The organism is Cellulosimicrobium protaetiae, assembly GCF_009708005.2.
Taxonomy (GTDB): Bacteria; Actinomycetota; Actinomycetes; order Actinomycetales; family Cellulomonadaceae; genus Cellulosimicrobium; species Cellulosimicrobium protaetiae.
On record NZ_CP052757.1, the window covers coordinates 4,296,823 to 4,311,983 of the forward strand.

The 15,161-nt window shown below is 75.6% G+C and carries 15 protein-coding genes; 8 read left to right on the plus strand and 7 right to left on the minus strand.

Features of this window, described 5'->3' with window-relative positions; genetic code table 11:
• Positions 1–69: 69 nt before the first annotated feature.
• The 5 genes from FIC82_RS18480 to surE all read left to right on the plus strand — a co-directional run bounded on the left by FIC82_RS18480 (position 70) and on the right by surE (position 4,621).
• Positions 70–1,128, plus strand: coding sequence for a 2,3-butanediol dehydrogenase (locus FIC82_RS18480; protein WP_154800546.1), 1,059 nt, complete (start codon positions 70–72; stop codon positions 1,126–1,128).
• 136 nt (positions 1,129–1,264) lie between these two features.
• Complete coding sequence (locus tag FIC82_RS18485; protein WP_154799455.1) at positions 1,265–1,822, plus strand: TIGR03086 family metal-binding protein; 558 nt, start codon at positions 1,265–1,267, stop codon at positions 1,820–1,822.
• Between the two features lie 91 nt (positions 1,823–1,913).
• A complete protein-coding gene (locus tag FIC82_RS18490; protein ID WP_154799456.1) occupies positions 1,914–2,759 on the plus strand; it encodes a glycerophosphodiester phosphodiesterase in 846 nt (281 codons plus the stop codon).
• Between the two features lie 29 nt (positions 2,760–2,788).
• Positions 2,789–3,784 (plus strand): 1-phosphofructokinase family hexose kinase, encoded by a 996-nt coding sequence (locus FIC82_RS18495; RefSeq protein WP_154799457.1) that lies wholly within the window; start codon positions 2,789–2,791, stop codon positions 3,782–3,784.
• 69 nt (positions 3,785–3,853) lie between these two features.
• Positions 3,854–4,621, plus strand: a complete 768-nt coding sequence (gene surE, locus FIC82_RS18500) for a 5'/3'-nucleotidase SurE (RefSeq protein ID WP_168732094.1) — start codon at positions 3,854–3,856, stop codon at positions 4,619–4,621.
• A 58-nt stretch (positions 4,622–4,679) separates the two neighbouring features.
• Here the strand turns inward: surE and FIC82_RS18505 are convergent, their stop codons facing one another.
• Positions 4,680–6,401, minus strand: a complete 1,722-nt coding sequence (locus FIC82_RS18505) for a mechanosensitive ion channel family protein (RefSeq protein WP_154799459.1) — start codon at positions 6,399–6,401, stop codon at positions 4,680–4,682.
• A gap of 29 nt (positions 6,402–6,430) precedes the next feature.
• Positions 6,431–7,141 carry an antibiotic biosynthesis monooxygenase gene (locus FIC82_RS18510; RefSeq protein ID WP_154799460.1) on the minus strand — a complete coding sequence of 237 codons (711 nt, stop codon included), beginning with the start codon at positions 7,139–7,141 and terminating at the stop codon, positions 6,431–6,433.
• A 182-nt stretch (positions 7,142–7,323) separates the two neighbouring features.
• Between FIC82_RS18510 and FIC82_RS18515 the strand changes: the two genes are divergently transcribed.
• The 3 genes from FIC82_RS18515 (at position 7,324) to FIC82_RS18525 (ending at position 10,856) form a co-directional block, all read left to right on the plus strand.
• Positions 7,324–7,740, plus strand: coding sequence for a pilus assembly protein CpaE (locus FIC82_RS18515; protein ID WP_154799461.1), 417 nt, complete (start codon positions 7,324–7,326; stop codon positions 7,738–7,740).
• A gap of 50 nt (positions 7,741–7,790) precedes the next feature.
• Positions 7,791–9,071: a threonine/serine exporter family protein gene (locus FIC82_RS18520; RefSeq protein WP_168732095.1), complete on the plus strand. Its 1,281-nt coding sequence runs from the start codon at positions 7,791–7,793 to the stop codon at positions 9,069–9,071.
• Positions 9,072–9,407: 336 nt separating this feature from the next.
• Positions 9,408–10,856: a M15 family metallopeptidase gene (locus FIC82_RS18525; protein ID WP_154799463.1), complete on the plus strand. Its 1,449-nt coding sequence runs from the start codon at positions 9,408–9,410 to the stop codon at positions 10,854–10,856.
• Positions 10,857–10,941: 85 nt separating this feature from the next.
• Here FIC82_RS18525 and FIC82_RS18530 read toward each other — a convergent pair whose 3' ends face one another.
• The 5 genes from FIC82_RS18530 to FIC82_RS21135 are packed head-to-tail and all read right to left on the minus strand — an operon-like array spanning position 10,942 to position 15,125.
• A complete protein-coding gene (locus FIC82_RS18530) occupies positions 10,942–11,811 on the minus strand; it encodes a prenyltransferase (RefSeq protein WP_168732096.1) in 870 nt (289 codons plus the stop codon).
• Positions 11,808–12,149 (minus strand): lycopene cyclase domain-containing protein, encoded by a 342-nt coding sequence (locus FIC82_RS18535; protein WP_168732097.1) that lies wholly within the window; start codon positions 12,147–12,149, stop codon positions 11,808–11,810. Before FIC82_RS18535 ends, FIC82_RS18530 begins: the two co-directional genes overlap by 4 nt.
• On the minus strand, positions 12,146–12,541 hold the full coding sequence (locus tag FIC82_RS18540; RefSeq protein WP_168732098.1) for a lycopene cyclase domain-containing protein: 396 nt from the start codon (positions 12,539–12,541) through the stop codon (positions 12,146–12,148). Before FIC82_RS18540 ends, FIC82_RS18535 begins: the two co-directional genes overlap by 4 nt.
• A complete protein-coding gene (gene crtI / locus FIC82_RS21130; protein WP_253691279.1) occupies positions 12,538–14,214 on the minus strand; it encodes a phytoene desaturase family protein in 1,677 nt (558 codons plus the stop codon). Before crtI ends, FIC82_RS18540 begins: the two co-directional genes overlap by 4 nt.
• Positions 14,211–15,125 (minus strand): phytoene/squalene synthase family protein, encoded by a 915-nt coding sequence (locus FIC82_RS21135; protein WP_253691280.1) that lies wholly within the window; start codon positions 15,123–15,125, stop codon positions 14,211–14,213. The genes crtI and FIC82_RS21135 overlap by 4 nt, the downstream gene beginning before the upstream one ends.
• Between the last annotated feature and the right edge of the window lie 36 nt (positions 15,126–15,161).

Genomic DNA, 15,161 nt, shown 5'->3' on the forward strand with positions numbered 1-15,161 from the left:
ACGACTCCCGGGACGCCCGACCGTCGCGCACCGACCGGTGCGCGCGGCCCGACGGACGAGGTGAGCACGATGAAGGCGGCGCGGTACCACGGCAAGGAAGACCTCCGGATCGAGGACGTCCCGGAGCCCGAGACCCGGCCGGGGACGGTGAAGATCCGGCCGGCGTGGACGGGGATCTGCGGGTCCGACCTGCACCTGTACCTCGAAGGCCCGTTCCCTCCCGCGCCGTCCGAGACCCAGCCGCACCCGATGTCGGGCGAGACGCTGCCCGTCGTGTTCGGGCACGAGTTCTCCGGGGTCGTCGAGGAGCTCGGTGAGGGCGTCGAGGGACTCGCGGTCGGGGACGCGGTCGTCGTGGAGCCGTTCATGGTGTGCGGCGAGTGCCCGCCGTGCCGCGACGGCCTCTACAACGCGTGCGTGAAGATGGGGTTCATCGGCATCTCCGGGAGCGGCGGCGGGCTGTCCGAGCACATCGTCGTCGAGCGCCGGTGGGTGCACCCCGTCGGCGACGTCCCGCTGGACCAGGCGGCGCTCATCGAGCCGCTCGCGGTCGCGTACCACGGGGTCCGGCTGTCCGGGGCGCAGGCGGGCGACACGGTCCTCGTCGGTGGCGCGGGACCGATCGGCCTCCTCACGTGCGCCGTGCTGCACGCGATCGGGGCGCGCGCTGTCGTCACCGAGGTGAGCGGGGCGCGCAAGGCCAAGGCGCTGGAGACGGGCGTGGCCGACGTCGTGCTCGACCCGCGCGAGGTCGACGTCGCCGCACGCCTCTTCGAGCTCACGGACGGTCGCGGCGCGGACGTCGCCATCGAGTGCTCGGGCGCGCAGCCGGTGCTGGACACGCTGACGCACGCGCTCAAGGCGGGCGGGACGCTGCAGATCGTCGCGCTGTTCTCCGCGCCCCCGACTCTCGACGTCATGACGGTGCTCCTGCGGGAGCTCACCATCAAGGGCGCCATCGGGTACGCGGACGACCACCCGGCCGTGATCCGGCTCGTGCAGGAGGGCAAGATCGACCTCGCCCCGTTCGTCACGAGCCGCATCGCCGTCGAGGACGTCGTGGAGAAGGGGTACCGCGAGCTCATCGACCACAAGGACGACCACGTGAAGATCGTCGTGTCGGTGTGAGACGGCGGCCCGCGGCCCCACCGTCCCCGGGGCCGCGGGCCGCGCTCGACTCGTGCTCGTCGACGTGCCGCGCTCGACCTGCGGCGCGCCGCCCGGCGTGCCACGGTGGAGGTTCACGAGCCCCGGGAGGTTCGGCATGGACGTCCTCGCCGCCCACGGCGACGCGATCGGCGCGTTCGACGCGCTCGTCCGCCCGCTCCGCGACGACCAGTGGGCGCTGCCCACCCCGGACGCCGACTGGACGGTGCGCGACCTCGTCAACCACCTCACGGCCGAGCAGCTGTGGGCGCCCGAGCTGCTCGCCGGGCGCTGGATCGAGGACGTCGGCACCGTCTTCGAGGGCGACGTGCTCGGCGACGACCCGGTGGACCGGTGGGTCGACGCGTCCGTCCAGGCCCGCGAGGCGTTCCTCGCGCCCGACGCCCTCGACCGCCGGGTGCACCTCTCGTACGGCGACGAGTCGGGCGCGGAGTACTGCGCCCAGATGACGTTCGACCTCGTGGTGCACGCGTGGGACCTGGCCCGCGCCGTCGGGGCGGACGAGGAGGGCGAGCCCGCCCTGATCGCGTGGGCGCTGCACTACGCGGAGTCGCGCTCGACGTTCCTCGAGCCCGGCCCGCTGTTCCGCAGCCCGCTCGACGACGGCGCCGACGACCTCACCAACCTCCTCGCGCTCACGGGCCGCCGCCGCTGACGTCCCGTCGCCGGCTGAACGTTGGTGGAACGTCCCGCAAGGCGACGCGCCCGGCAGGACGGCTGCGCGGTTCGCGCGCGAGACTGGCCCCATGTCGCCCAGCGCTGCCGGCCGCCCCTCGGAGCGGCGCACGACGCACCCGTCCCCCCTGCTCCGGCCCGCCGCCGACGACGGGGGCCGCCCGCTCGTCGTCGGGCACCGCGGCAACTCGTCCGTGGCGCCGCAGAACACGCTCGCCGCGTTCGAGGCCGCGTGGCGCGCGGGTGCGGACGCGATCGAGCTCGACGTCCGGCTCACGGCCGACCGGCAGGTCGTCGTGCTGCACGACGATGTCGTGGACGAGACGACGGACGGGTCGGGCCGTGTGGACGGGCTCACGCTGGCCGAGGTCCGGGCGCTGGACGCCGGGTCCTGGTTCTCGCGCGCGTTCGCGGGCCAGCGCGTCCCGACGTTCGCCGAGGTGGCCCGGTTCGCCTCCGACCGGCCCGGCCTCGGGCTGCTCGTCGAGCTCAAAGGCGTGTGGACCGTCGAGGACGCTGTGCTCGTGACCAAGCAGGTCGACGACGCCGGGCTCGCGGACCGCGTGCTCGTCCAGTCGTTCTGGCCGCCCACGGTCGCCGCGCTGCGCGACGCCGCGGGGCACCTCGACCGCGCGCTGCTGCTCGCGCTGCACCCGGACAGCCTCGCCGAGCTCGTCGGCGTGTGCGCGGACCTGGGCGTCGTGGCCTGCAACCCGGAGGTCGCGCTGCTCGCGCACGAGCCGGGCCTGGTCGAGACGCTGCACGACGCGGGGCTGCGCGTGCACGTCTGGACCGCGAACACGTCGGACGAGTGGGACGACCTCCTCGTGCGGCGCGTCGACGGCATCATGACCGACCGCCCCGACCACCTCGCCGGCTGGCTCGACGCCCGGTTCGACGGCCGGTTCGACGGGTGAGTCGACCGCCGCGCCCCTAGCGTGGACGGATGAGCGCCACCCCGACGCCCGCGCCCGGTCCGCTCCCCGCCCCATCCGACACACCCAGCCCCGCCCGCACCCCGGCCGTGTGCGTGCTCGCCCTGACGCCGCTGCTGACCGTCGAGATCGAGCCCGCCGGGCCGTACGAGACGTCGCCCGAGGTGCACGTCCACCCCGGCGGCCAGGGCCTCTGGCTCGCCCGCATGGCGTACTCGCTCGGCGCGCAGGTCGTGGTGTGCGGGCCGTTCGGCGGGGAGACAGGGACGGTCGCGGCGCACCTCGCGCGGGCCGAGAACCTCGACCTGCGCGCGACGACGACCGGCGGGAACGGCGCGTACGTCCACGACCGCCGCAGCGGGGAACGGGTGGAGGTCGTGACCATGGACCCCTTCCCGCTCAACCGTCACGAGGTCGACGACCTGTACGGGACGGTGCTCGTGTCCGGGCTCGACGCCGCGGTGACGATCCTCACCGGGTCCGAGACCGCCGTGGGCGTCCCGGCCTCGTTCTTCGGGCGGCTCGCGCGCGACCTGCACGCGTCGGAGCGCCAGGTCGTCGCGGACCTCTCCGGGGAGCAGGCGCGCGCCGTCGCCGACGCGCCCGGCGCGGTGCTCAAGATCAGCCACGAGGAGATGGTCGAGGGCGGGTTCGCCGACGACGACACCGAGGCGGCGCTGCTCTCCGCGGCGCGCGGGATGGTCGACGCCGGGCCGCGCGCCGTCGTCGTCTCGCGCGCGCACGACCCGTCGCTGCTCGTGACGCGCGAGCACACGTACACCGTGCGCACGCCGCGCATCACGACCGTCGACCACCGGGGCGCGGGCGACTCCATGACGGCGGGCATCGCCGTCGGGCTCGGTCGCGGCCTCGACCTGCCCGGCGCGGTGCGCCTCGGCGCCGCGGCGGGCGCGCTCAACGTCACGCGCCGCGGCCTCGGGACCGGGCGCCGCGACCAGATCGAACGCCTCGCGCGCCGCATCACGGTGCGCGAGGCGCGCACCTGAACCTGACCGCTGGCCGAACCCCGAACCCCGACCCTCGACCCCGACACCCGACGACAGAGGAGAACCACCGTGCGCGCGCTCGTGACCAACGACGACGGGATCGACTCCCCCGGACTGGCCGTGCTCGCCGGGGCGGCGCTCGACGCCGGCTACGAGGTCGTCGTCGCCGCGCCCGCCCGCGAGTCGTCGGGCGCGAGCGCGTCCCTGCTCGGCGCCGAGCGCGACGGGCGGCTCGCCGTCGAGCCCCGGCGTGCGCCGGGCCTGCCCGACGACGTGACCTCCTACGCCGTCCGCGCGGCCCCCGCGCTCATCGCCTTCGTCGCCGCGTACGGCGGGTTCGGCCCCCGGCCGGACCTGCTGCTCTCGGGGGCGAACAAGGGCGCCAACACCGGCAACGCGATCCTGCACTCGGGGACCGTCGGCGCGGCGCTGTCGGCGATGACGCACGGGATCCGCTCGCTCGCGGTCTCGGTCGACGCGGCGGAGCCGCGGCACTGGGACACCGCGCGTCTCGTGACCGACCACGTGCTCGCGTGGATGGACGGCGCCGCCTCGGACGGCGTCCCGCTCGACCGCCGCACGCTCAACGTCAACGTCCCCGACGTCCCGCCCGACCGCCTGCGGGGGCTGCGGCAGGCGCCGCTCGCGACGTTCGGGCTCGTGCAGGCGAACATCCACGAGGACGGCGACCGGCACCTCGTGCTCCAGTACTCCGGCACGGAGCGGCACTCCGAGCCGGACTCCGACACCGGCCTGCTCACGCGCGGCTGGGCCACCGCGACGCTCCTCGTCGCGCCCTACGCCGACGCGACGGTCGAGGTCCCGGGACTCGGCTGACAGCGGCTCCCCCTCGGCCGAGGCCCCGGTCCACGACGGGGCACGGCGCTCCCGGCCGTCAGCCGCGTGGTCGGCCGTCGCCCTGGTCGCCGTCGCCCTGGACGCCGTCGCCGTGGTCGCCGTCCCCGTGGTCACCGTCCCCGTGGCCGTCGGCCTCGTGGGCGTCGGCCTGCCGTTCGCCGCCCGAGCCCGACGTGTCCGGCCTCCCCGGCTCGTCGTCGGGCACGACGCCGTGCTCGGCCGTGCGCTCCCGCTCCTCGATGACGTCCTGACCGGGCCCGGCGAAAGCCCGCGAGCGCTCCTCGCCCTCGGGCGTGCCGCTGAAGAAGGCGGACTCGGCAGCCTCGGGCGTGACGTCGTCGTGCGCGTCGTGCCCGACGACGGGCAGCGGGCGGGTGCCGCCTGGCACCTCGGCGTCGGCGGTGCTCCCGTCGCCTACGTCGCCGGGACGGCCCAGGCCGCCGGCCGGGCCCGGGACGACGCCCACGAGCCGCGTCGGGTCCTCGCTCGGCGCGGCGCCCGCGCCCCGACCCGCGCGTCGGATCGTCCCGAGGACGACGGGCGCGTCGGCGCGGCGCGACCCGCGCTCGGCGGGGAGCCGGGGCGGTCGCGCGGGGGCGACGGGCGCGCCGTCCTCCGCGGTGTCGCGATCGAGCCTCCCGGGCGCCTCTGCGCCGTCCGGCCCGAGAGCACCCGGCCCCTCCCGCTCGTCGGGTCCGCCGACCTCGAGGGCGTCGACCGCCCGCTCGAGGCGCGTCCGGGGCAGGCCCTGCGGGGCCGCGCGCTGCAGCCAGTCGACCAGGCCCTCGCGCACGAAGCACCGCAGGTCGAACAGCGTCGGCGCGTCGTGCGCGCTCACGAGCGCGCGCACGCGCACGAGCCCCCCGACGGCGTCGGTCACCTGGAGGATCCCGACGCGCTCGTCCCACAGGTCGGTGAGCGCCAGGAGCCGCCGCAGCTCGGCCCGCATCGGGCCCACCGGCACCTCGAAGTCGAGGTCGAGCTCGACCGTCCCCAGCAGGTCGGCCGCACGCCGGGTCCAGTTCTGGAACGGCGTCGTCGTGAAGTAGGTCGACGGCATGATGAGGCGGCGGTCGTCCCACAGGTGCACCACGACGTACGTCATGGTGATCTCCTCGATCCGGCCCCACTCGCCCTCGAGCACGACGACGTCGTCCACGCGGATCGCGTCCGTGAACGCGATCTGCATCCCGGCGAACACGTTCGCGAGCGACGTCTGCGCGGCGAGACCGGCGACGATCGAGATGAGCCCGGCCGACGCGAGCAGGCTCGCGCCCGCCGCGCGCGCCTCGGGGAAGGTCAGCAGGACCCCGGCGATCGCGCACACGACGATCACCGCGACCGTCAGCCGACGCAGGACCGTGATCTGCGTGCGCACCCGGCGCGCGTGCCGGTTGTCCGAGGTGTCCATGCGGTAGCGCTGGAGCGCGGAGTCCTCCAGCACGAACGCGATCGCGCCCACCCACCACGCCCCGACGACGATCAGGGCGATGAGCAGCAGGTGCTCGACGGCGGGGCGCCACGGCGTCGCGGCGTCGGTGGTCACCCGGACCGCGATCCACACGGCCACGACCGTGAGGACAGCGCGGTCGGGTCGGCGCAGCCGCCGCGAGAGGTCGCGCGCGAGCTCGCTGCGCCGACCCACCCGCCGCACGACGGCCGAGATCACCGTCCCCAGGACGAACGCGACGAGCACCCCCGCCGCGACGGCGCCGAGGGTGACGAGGACGTCGGTCGTGCTCTCGAGCTCTTCCTCCATCCCCCCAGGCTAGGCAGGGCGCACGGCCGTCACCTCCGGGCCGCGGGCCGCACGCGGGCCCGGCCGGTGCGCGGCGGGCGGGCGAGCCACGGTGCGAGCAGCCGCGTCACGCGGGGCAGCACGAGATAGGTCATCACCGGGGTGAGGACGAGCGTCGTGGCCAGGACGCGCGGCACGACCGGCACGTCGTCCCACGCGGGGACGAGGCCGCCCACGAGGAGGGTGAACGCGAGGTTCACCGGGAAGAACCCGAGCCAGATGCTCACGGACTGCTTCCAGCGCGGGGGCGCCACGGGCGCCCCCGCCGGGGCCGCGTCGGCCGTGGTCGGGGTGTCGAACCAGCCCTCGATGCCCGTACGCCGCTCGACCCGGGTCTCCTCGACGAGCCCTCTGCCCTGCGCGAGCCAGCGCACGCGGTCGGGCGACGTCTCCCACGCGTCGAGCGTCGCGGCGTCGGCGAACCGGTAGAGCATGTGCCAGTCGTGCGACCCCGCGGACGCGCGGACCCAGCCGGAGCCGAGGAACCCGGGGTAGCGGTTGGCGAGGTTGACGCCGGTCTGCACCCAGCGCGTGACCGCGGGGACGTTCTCGGGCAGGACCCGGCGCTCGATCGCGACGGTCACGGGCCCGGTGCCGGCGAGGGGCGGGCGTGGGTCAGGACGGGCAGGGAGTTCCGGGGGCAGGGCACGGGCAGGGTCGCCGCCCGTCCGCCGCTCGCCCTCGGGGACGTCGTGGGTCATGGGACGAGTGAACGTGGCGGGTGTTTCCGGGTGGTGAACGCGCGTAGGCGCGGGACGGATCGTCCCGAAGGTCGGGACGGGGCCGACGCACCGCCGACGCACGGGCCGAAGCGCAGGCCGGCGAGCGGGCCGACGCGCGGGCCGACGCGCGGGCCGCACGGCCCGGGCCTACCGTGGCAGGCATGATCTCGTGGGAGCTCGCGCTCGCCCTGCGGGACGCGGGGCTGCGCTGGTCCCCCGTCCCCGGCGACCGCTTCCGGCTCCTCGCCACGGGCGGCGACGGCGACGTCTTCACCGTGAGCGACATGACCATCGAGCCGCACGAGTTCGACACCGGTGTCGTGCTCGGCTTCAACGGGACGACCGAGTGGGCGCTCGACTCGGTCGCGATCGAGGACACGCTGTGGCACCCCCTCGAGGCGCAGCTGCGGGGGCTGCTCGGCAGCACGTTCCGAGCGCTCGAGCGGACGGACGACGGGTACGTCGTGCGCACCGAGGTCCTCGACGCCCCCGCGGAGTTCGCCGCGAAGGACGCCTCCGACGCCTACGCCCGTGCGCTGCTCGCGCTCGTCGCGGCGAGCGCCGAGGACCCGCCCTGACGCGGCGCCGTACGAGCCGGTCCGACGACGCGCGCCGCGCGCCGTCGCTCGTGCGCCGCGTCCTGCGCGCGCTGGGCGGCGAACCCCCCGTCGAGGCCGGGCCCGAGCCCCCCGAGGTGTCGCCCGACCTCGTCCCGCTGCTGCGGGAGCTCGGGACCGCGCTGCTCGACTCCGGGCGCTCCGTCACGGACGTCGAGGACGACCTGGAGGCCGTCGCGCGGCGTTCGGGGGCGTCGACCATCGGGACGCTCGTCCTCCCGACGGGGGTGTTCGTCCGGGTCAGCACCGCGGGCGGCACGGTCGCCGACTTCGCGGCCGCGGCGGGCAGCGGGCTCAACCTCGACCAGATCGGTGCCCTGACGACGCTCGTGCGCCGCCTGCGGACGACGGACGTCGCGCTCGCGGACGCCCGTGCCGAGCTGCGCGCGATCGTCGAGCGCCCGCCCCGCTTCGGGCCGGTGCTCACGGTCGTCGGCCACGGCCTCCTCACCGTCGGGTTCGGTCTCGTGCTCAACCCGACCGCACGGCTCCTGCCCGTCTACCTCGCCCTGGGCCTCCTCGTCGGCGGGCTGCGCTGGCTCGGCACGCGCTGGCCGACCCTCGCCACGGCACTGCCCGTGGTCGCCGCGTTCGTCGTCACGCTGCTCGCGGTCGACGTCGTCCGCCCGTGGCTCGGCGACGACCCGCTGAGCGTGGTCGTCCCGCCGCTCGTGTCGTTCCTCCCCGGGTCGGTGCTCACCGTCGCGGCCATCGAGCTCACGAGCAGCCAGATCGTCGCGGGCGCGAGCAGGCTCGTCTACGGGGTCGCGCAGCTCCTGCTCCTCGTGTTCGGGGTCGTGGCGGCCGCGGCCGTGGCCGGGCCGCTCGTCGCCGCGCCGGCGGGAGACCCGCTCGGCTGGTGGGCGCCGTGGGCCGGGATCGTCGTGGTCGGGCTCGGGCAGATGCTGTTCGCGTCCTCGCCGCGCGGGTCGCTCCCGTGGGTGCTCCTCGTGCTCCTCGGCGCGTACGCCGCCCAGCTCGCCGGGGCGCTCGCCGCCGCCCCGCTGTCCGGGTTCGTGGGCGCCCTCGTCATCGCCCCGCTCGCCGCACTCGTCGCGCGGAGCCCGCACGGGCCGCCCGCCGCGGTGACGACGCTCCCGGCGTTCTGGCTCCTCGTGCCCGGCGCCCTGAGCCTCCTGGGGCTCTCGGACCTCGTGAACGGCGGGCCGGAGGCGGCGCAGGAGATCGCCAACGCGGTCGTCGCCGTGTTCGGGATCGCGCTCGGCACGCTCGTCGGATCGGCCGTGACTCGGGACGCAGGACGCGTGACACGTACCCTCTTCACATCCTGACCACACGGTCGGCACCCCATTCCCGAGGCTTCCCCCCGTCAGAGAGCCTCGTTGGACGCATGTCTAGTTGAAGATGGAACAGCCGACCGGCCTCCGTGGTCCACCTTGCGACCAGACCGGGCGGCGTCGTGGTGTGAGGGCGTGCGCGCCCCGCCCCGGCAGCACGCCGTCGTGGTCACCCAGCGCCCAGTCCTGCGCCGGTGCACCAGGGATGGAAGCGCTCCCGCGCTCGACCGCCCGCGACCACGACCCGATGATCGGATCGTTCGCTTGACCACTGCACAGCACCAGAGCACCGCACCGCACACGACCGGCCTCCGCGGCGAGGCGCGCTAGATGGGCCGCCACACCGCGAGCAGGGCCTCGCTCCCCGGCACGGTCGTCGCCGCCGCACGCCGCAGCGCGTCCGGCAGCACCCGCCTCCTGCCCCGGCGCCCGCGGGTCCTCGGCGCGGCGGCCGCCGCCGTCGCGCTCACCGCGAGCACCGCCGCGGCCGCCTTCGGGAGCGGCACCGCGTCGTCACCCACCGCGACGACCGCGACGCCGTCCCCGTCGTCGACCACCCCGACCGACGCCGTCGCCGCACCCACCTCCCTGGGCGCCGTCACGGCCGACCCGGCCGCCGTCGAGGCGGCGAGCGACGCCCTCGTCCGCGCCCAGTTCCTCACCGAGGAGGGTGCCGCCGGGCTCACCCCCGAGCAGCGCGCCCAGATCGAGGACGCGCGCACCCGGCTCAGCACGGCCGTCACGGCGGCCTCCCCGACCGACGGGTCCTCGGCGTTCGCCGACGCGCCCGCACTCGCCGGTGGCTCCGCGCTCGCCGCCGCCCCGGACGCCACGTCCGGCACGACGACCGAGACCACCGACGACGAGGCTGCGGACGACGCGACCGCGACCGACTCCGAGAGCGACGCGCAGCTCACCGCCGCCGACACCCTCGACGCGAGCGTGCCCGACCTCGCCGGGCGCGGCGCCGACCGTGCCAGCCGGTCCTCCGCCCGCACGTCCCTCGACGACCTCGCCACCGCCCCGACCCTCGATCCGGCCCTGCCGGACCTCGCCGAGCCGTCGGAGGTGCCGTCGGGCGACGCCGAGACCACCACGAGCGCCGACGCCTCGACCGAGTCGCCCGAGGAGGACGCCGCGGCCGCCGACACGGCGACCGCGTCGCCCGACCTCACGACCGGTGCCGCGACGGGAGCGACCACCGACCAGGCACCGGCAGGGACGACGTCGACCACCGACGAGATCGCCGCGCTGACGACCGAGCTCTCCACGCTGCTCGACGCCGCGGGATCAGGCGTGACGGTCCAGGTCGTCCCCGGCCCGCCGTCGGCCGAGGAGATCGCGGCCCAGCTCGACCAGTGGGCCGCCTCCACCGCGGGGTACGGGAACGGGCAGATCCCCGCGAGCTCCCTGTGCGAGCTGTCGTTCGCGCCGGGTGAGCAGCTCCGCTGCGACGCCGCCCACCAGATCGAGGCGCTCAACGTGAAGTTCCGCGAGGCGTTCGGCGTGAACCTCTCCGTGACGGACTCCTACCGCTCGTACGCCTCGCAGGTCGCGGTCAAGGCGTCGCGCGGGTACTTCGCGGCGCCTCCCGGCATGTCGAACCACGGCTGGGCGCTCGCGCTCGACCTCGGCGGCGGCATCCAGGGCTACGGCACCGCGCAGTACGAGTGGATGCGCGCCAACGCGCCGGCCTTCGGCTGGGTCAACCCGGAGTGGGCGCAGGCGGGCGGCTCCAAGAACGAGCCGTGGCACTGGGAGTACGGCGACATCTCCTGATCGTCCGTCGCCCAGCGCACGACGGCCCCGGTACCGCGACGACCTCGCGGACCGGGGCCGTCGTCGTCCCGGACGCGTCCCGAGGTCAGGCGAGCGCGGTCGCGAGGAGCAGCATCGTCACGAGGAAGCCCGTGACGAGGTTGAGCCACAGGAAGGTGCGCCACCCGGCGTTCGCACGCTCGCAGTCGTCGTCGTGCACGTCGCGGAACCGCAGCACGTTGACCGCGTACGGGAGCGGCAGCAGCGCGGCGAGGACGCCGGGCCACGGGAGCACCACGAGCACGACCGCCGCCCCGACGTACGCCGCCGCCGCGGCGAGCACGGTCGCGTGCGCGCCGACCGCCGTCGCGACGGACGCGATGCCGCCCTCCCTGTCGGCCCGCACGTCCTGCACGGCGCCGAACGCGTGCGACGCCATGCCCCACAGCACGAAGCCGACGAGCACGGGCCACACCGTCCTCGCGGAGAGGTCGGCGTCCACGAGGACGAGCGCGTACAGCAGCGGGCCGGCGAAGTGCATCGCCGACGTGAAGGAGTCGAGGAACGGGCGCTCCTTGAACCGCAACCCGGGCGCGGAGTAGGCGACGACGCCGAAGACGACGAGCGCGAGGACCAGCCCGGCGAGCGGGTCGCCCAGGAGCAGGAGCGCGACGAGAAAGGGCACGTTCGTCACCACGCACGCGCGCAGGATGCGCCGGTGGGTCGCGCGCGCGGTCGCGGGGTCCGCGAGGGCCCCCTCGATCCCGCCCTTGCGCGGGTTGCGCAGGTCGCTGGCGTAGTCGAAGACGTCGTTCACGCCGTACATGAGCAGGTTGTAGGGCACGAGGAAGTACAGCGTCCCGAGGACGAGCGCGAGATCGATGCGCCCGCCGGTCGCGACGAGGTAGCCGGCGGCGAACGGGTAGGCGGTGTTGACCCAGGAGAACGGCCGCGACGCGGCGAGGACGTCCCTCACCGCGGCTCCGGGCCGTCGGCCTGGGGCTCGGGCGCGCTGGTGGCCGGTGGGCGGCGCCGGTCGCCGAGCACCGTCCAGAGCACCGGCATCCCCAGCGCCGCGGCGATCGCGTACGCGAAGTCCTCGAGCGGTGCGCCCCAGAGGTAGACACCGAGGATCTTGTCCGGGTCGTAGACGTAGAGGTCGGCGGCGATCATCAGGGTGTCGAACACGAGCGTGAGCACACAGAGCACGACGGTGGTGCGCACCAGCGCGCTGGCGCCCAGGCGCCGCAGCACGCGCCACGAGACCGCGACGAGCACCGCGAGGACGAGGATGTTGAGCACGATGTTCGTCACGCGCCTCCCTCCCCCGTGCCCGACCTCCCGGCCGACCGCGCGGACCGCGCGCGCCGCGCCGTCGTCGGGCCGTCGTGGCGCAGCCGGACCACGCGCTCGAACCAGCGCCAGACGATCAGCGCGACGTAGCACAGCAGCGTGAGGAACACCGCCTCCTCGACGGGCAGGTCCGGGGCGAGCAGGAGGCCCGTCATCCACGGGCTCTCCCCGCGCGCGAAGATGCCCAGCGCCAGCCCGGCCACGTCCCACAGGAGGAACCCGACGACGCCCAGGCCCACCGTGAGGGCGGCGCGCCGCCAGTCGGACCAGAACGCGAGGCGGAACCGCCGGTCGACCAGGGCGAGGCCCCCGAGCGAGACGGCGAGCGCGCCGAGGTACGCGAGGCCGGTCACCGGCGCACCTCGACGGGTCGACGGTCGGCCGGCCCCAGCCGCTCGGGCCGGCGGCTCGCCGCGAGGTAGCCGGTACGCAGCGGCGCGGGCAGCGGGCGCGACGACGTCTCGCCCAGCAGTCTCTTCGCGACGAGCTCAGCGCTGATGAGGCACATCGGCAGTCCCACGCCCGGGATCGTGCCACCTCCCGCGTGGTACAGCCCGTCGACACGACGGGACGCGGTGCCGGGCCGCCACAGCGCGGACTGGCGCAGCGTGTGCTCCATGCCGAGCGCACCCCCTCGCCACGCGGACAGCTCGGTCGCAAAGTGGGCGGGCCCGAGGACACGACGCGTGACGACGCGGCCCGGGAGGTCGTCGATGCCCGCCCACCGGCCGACCTGGGCGAGGTAGCGGTCCGCGAGCGCCTCGAGGGTGCGCCGCGAGGGGTCGTCGGCACCGAGCGTCGGGTCGGGGGGGAACGGGACGAGGACGAAGAGGTTCTCGTGCCCCGGCGGCGCGGCGGGGCGGTCCGACGACGGCCCGTCGGTCGCGGACGTGCGGGACACGTAGAGCGAGGCCGGGTCGGGCACGCGCAGGCCGGCCGGGTCGCTGCGACGGTCCGTGCCGAGCACCGCGTCGAAGTTCGCGGGCCAGTCGCGCGTGAAGAAGAGCGAGTGGTGCGCGAGCTCGGGCAGCTCGCCCCGGACCCCGGCGAGCACGAGCAGCGCGGAGATCCCCGGCCCCTTGTCCTCCCACGCCGCGGCGGGCAGGTCGGCCCACTGGGGGTCGAGCAACGCGGTCTCGATGTGGTGCCGGTCCGCGGCCGACACGACGACGTCGGCCGCGACCACCTCCCCCGAGGCGAGCCGGACGCCGGTCGCTCGCCCGCGCCGTCGGGCACCGGCGACCACCTCGATCGCGGCGACGTCGACGCCCGTGCGCAGCTCGGCGCCCTCGTCGCGCGCGAGACTCGCGACGGCCTCGATCAGCGTGTGCATCCCGCCGCGGGGGTACTGGACGCCGTCGACGAGGTCCAGGTGGCTCATGAGCGAGTAGAGCGCGGGGGCGCGGTAGGGCGACGAGCCGAGGAACACGGCGTGGTACCCCAGGAGCTGGCGCAGCCGCGGGTCCTCGACGGTGCGCGCCGCGCGGTCCGCGAGCGGCTCGCGCAGCAGCGTGGTGAGTCGCGGCAGACGGCGCAGCACCGCCGGGGAGAGCGCGCGGTCGGGCCGCTCGAACGTGGTGTAGAGGAAGTGGTCGAGCGCGAGCCCGTACGCCTCGCTCGCCTCCGCCGCGTAGGCGGCCATGCGGTCGCCGGCGCCGGGCTCGACCGCGTCGAAGCGGGCGCGGTTCACCCCGGGGCTCGCGGAGAGCTCGAACGGCGACGCCACGCCCCCGTCCTCGTCGGGCTCGAAGAACACCCGGTACGCCGGGTCGAGCGGGACGAGGTCGAGATGGTCCTCGACCCGCGCGCCCAGGAGCGCGAAGAAGTGCTCGAACACCTCGGGCATGAAGTACCAGGACGGCCCGGTGTCGAAGCGGAACCCGTCGAGCTCGAGCGTGCCGGCCCGGCCGCCCAGCGTGTCGTGGCGCTCCAGCACCGTGACCCTCGCACCCCCGCGCGCGAGCAGGGCCGCGGTCGCGAGCCCCGAGATCCCGCCCCCCACGACGACGACGCGCGGTGCCCTCACGCGAGCACCTTCCGCGAGCCCGCGGACCGGGAGGACGCCACCTGGCCGAGGAGCTGGCCGCCGGCGGCGCGGGCCGCGAGCGCGACCTTGACGGTGTCGGGGATGCGCACGCGGGCGCGCAGGATGTCCTCCGGCGGCGTCGCCGCGAGGCGGGCGAGCAACCGCTCGTAGACCGCGACGGTCGCCGCGACGGCGATCCGCGGCCGCACCGGGAGCCCGGGGAGCGCCGCGCGCGCCGCGGCGAGGTCCTCCTCGACCTCGCGGCAGAACGCGTCGACGTCGCGGCGGCGTAGGCGGCCGGGGACGACGCCGGGCAGGTAGGCGCGCCCCAGCTCCTCGTGGTCGGTGCGCAGGTCGCGGAGGAAGTTGATCTTCTGGAACGCGGCTCCGAGCGCCCGCGCTCCGCGCACGAGCACCGGGTCCGCGACCCGCAGCGGCTCGCCCGGCCGGCGGTGCGCGTTGAGGAAGACCGCGAGGCACATGAGCCCCACGACCTCCGCCGAGCCGTAGACGTAGCGCTCGTAGCTCGCGCGGTCGTGGACGCGCACCGTGAGGTCGGTCCGCATCGACGCGAAGAACGGGTCGACCTCGTCGTGCCCGAACCCGCACCGCCGCGCGGCGCGGGCGAACGAGTGGACGACGAGGTTGGTCGACCACCCCCGGTCGAGGGCGCGCGCGGTCTCCGCCTCGAGCTCGTCGAGGAGGTCGGCGGCGCCGTCCCCGCGACGCGTGTCGACCACCTCGTCGGCGATGCGCACGAGCCCGTAGACGGCGTCGATCCCGTCCCGGGTGGGAGCGTCGAGCAGGCGCGCACCGAGCCCGAACGAGGTCGAGTAGGACGCGATCACGACCCGGCTCGTGCGCGCGGCGGTCAGGTCGTACAGCCGTGCCGGGTCTTTCTCGTCGCCCACGTCGCCGTCCCGTCTCCCGTCGCCGGGGCCCTTCCC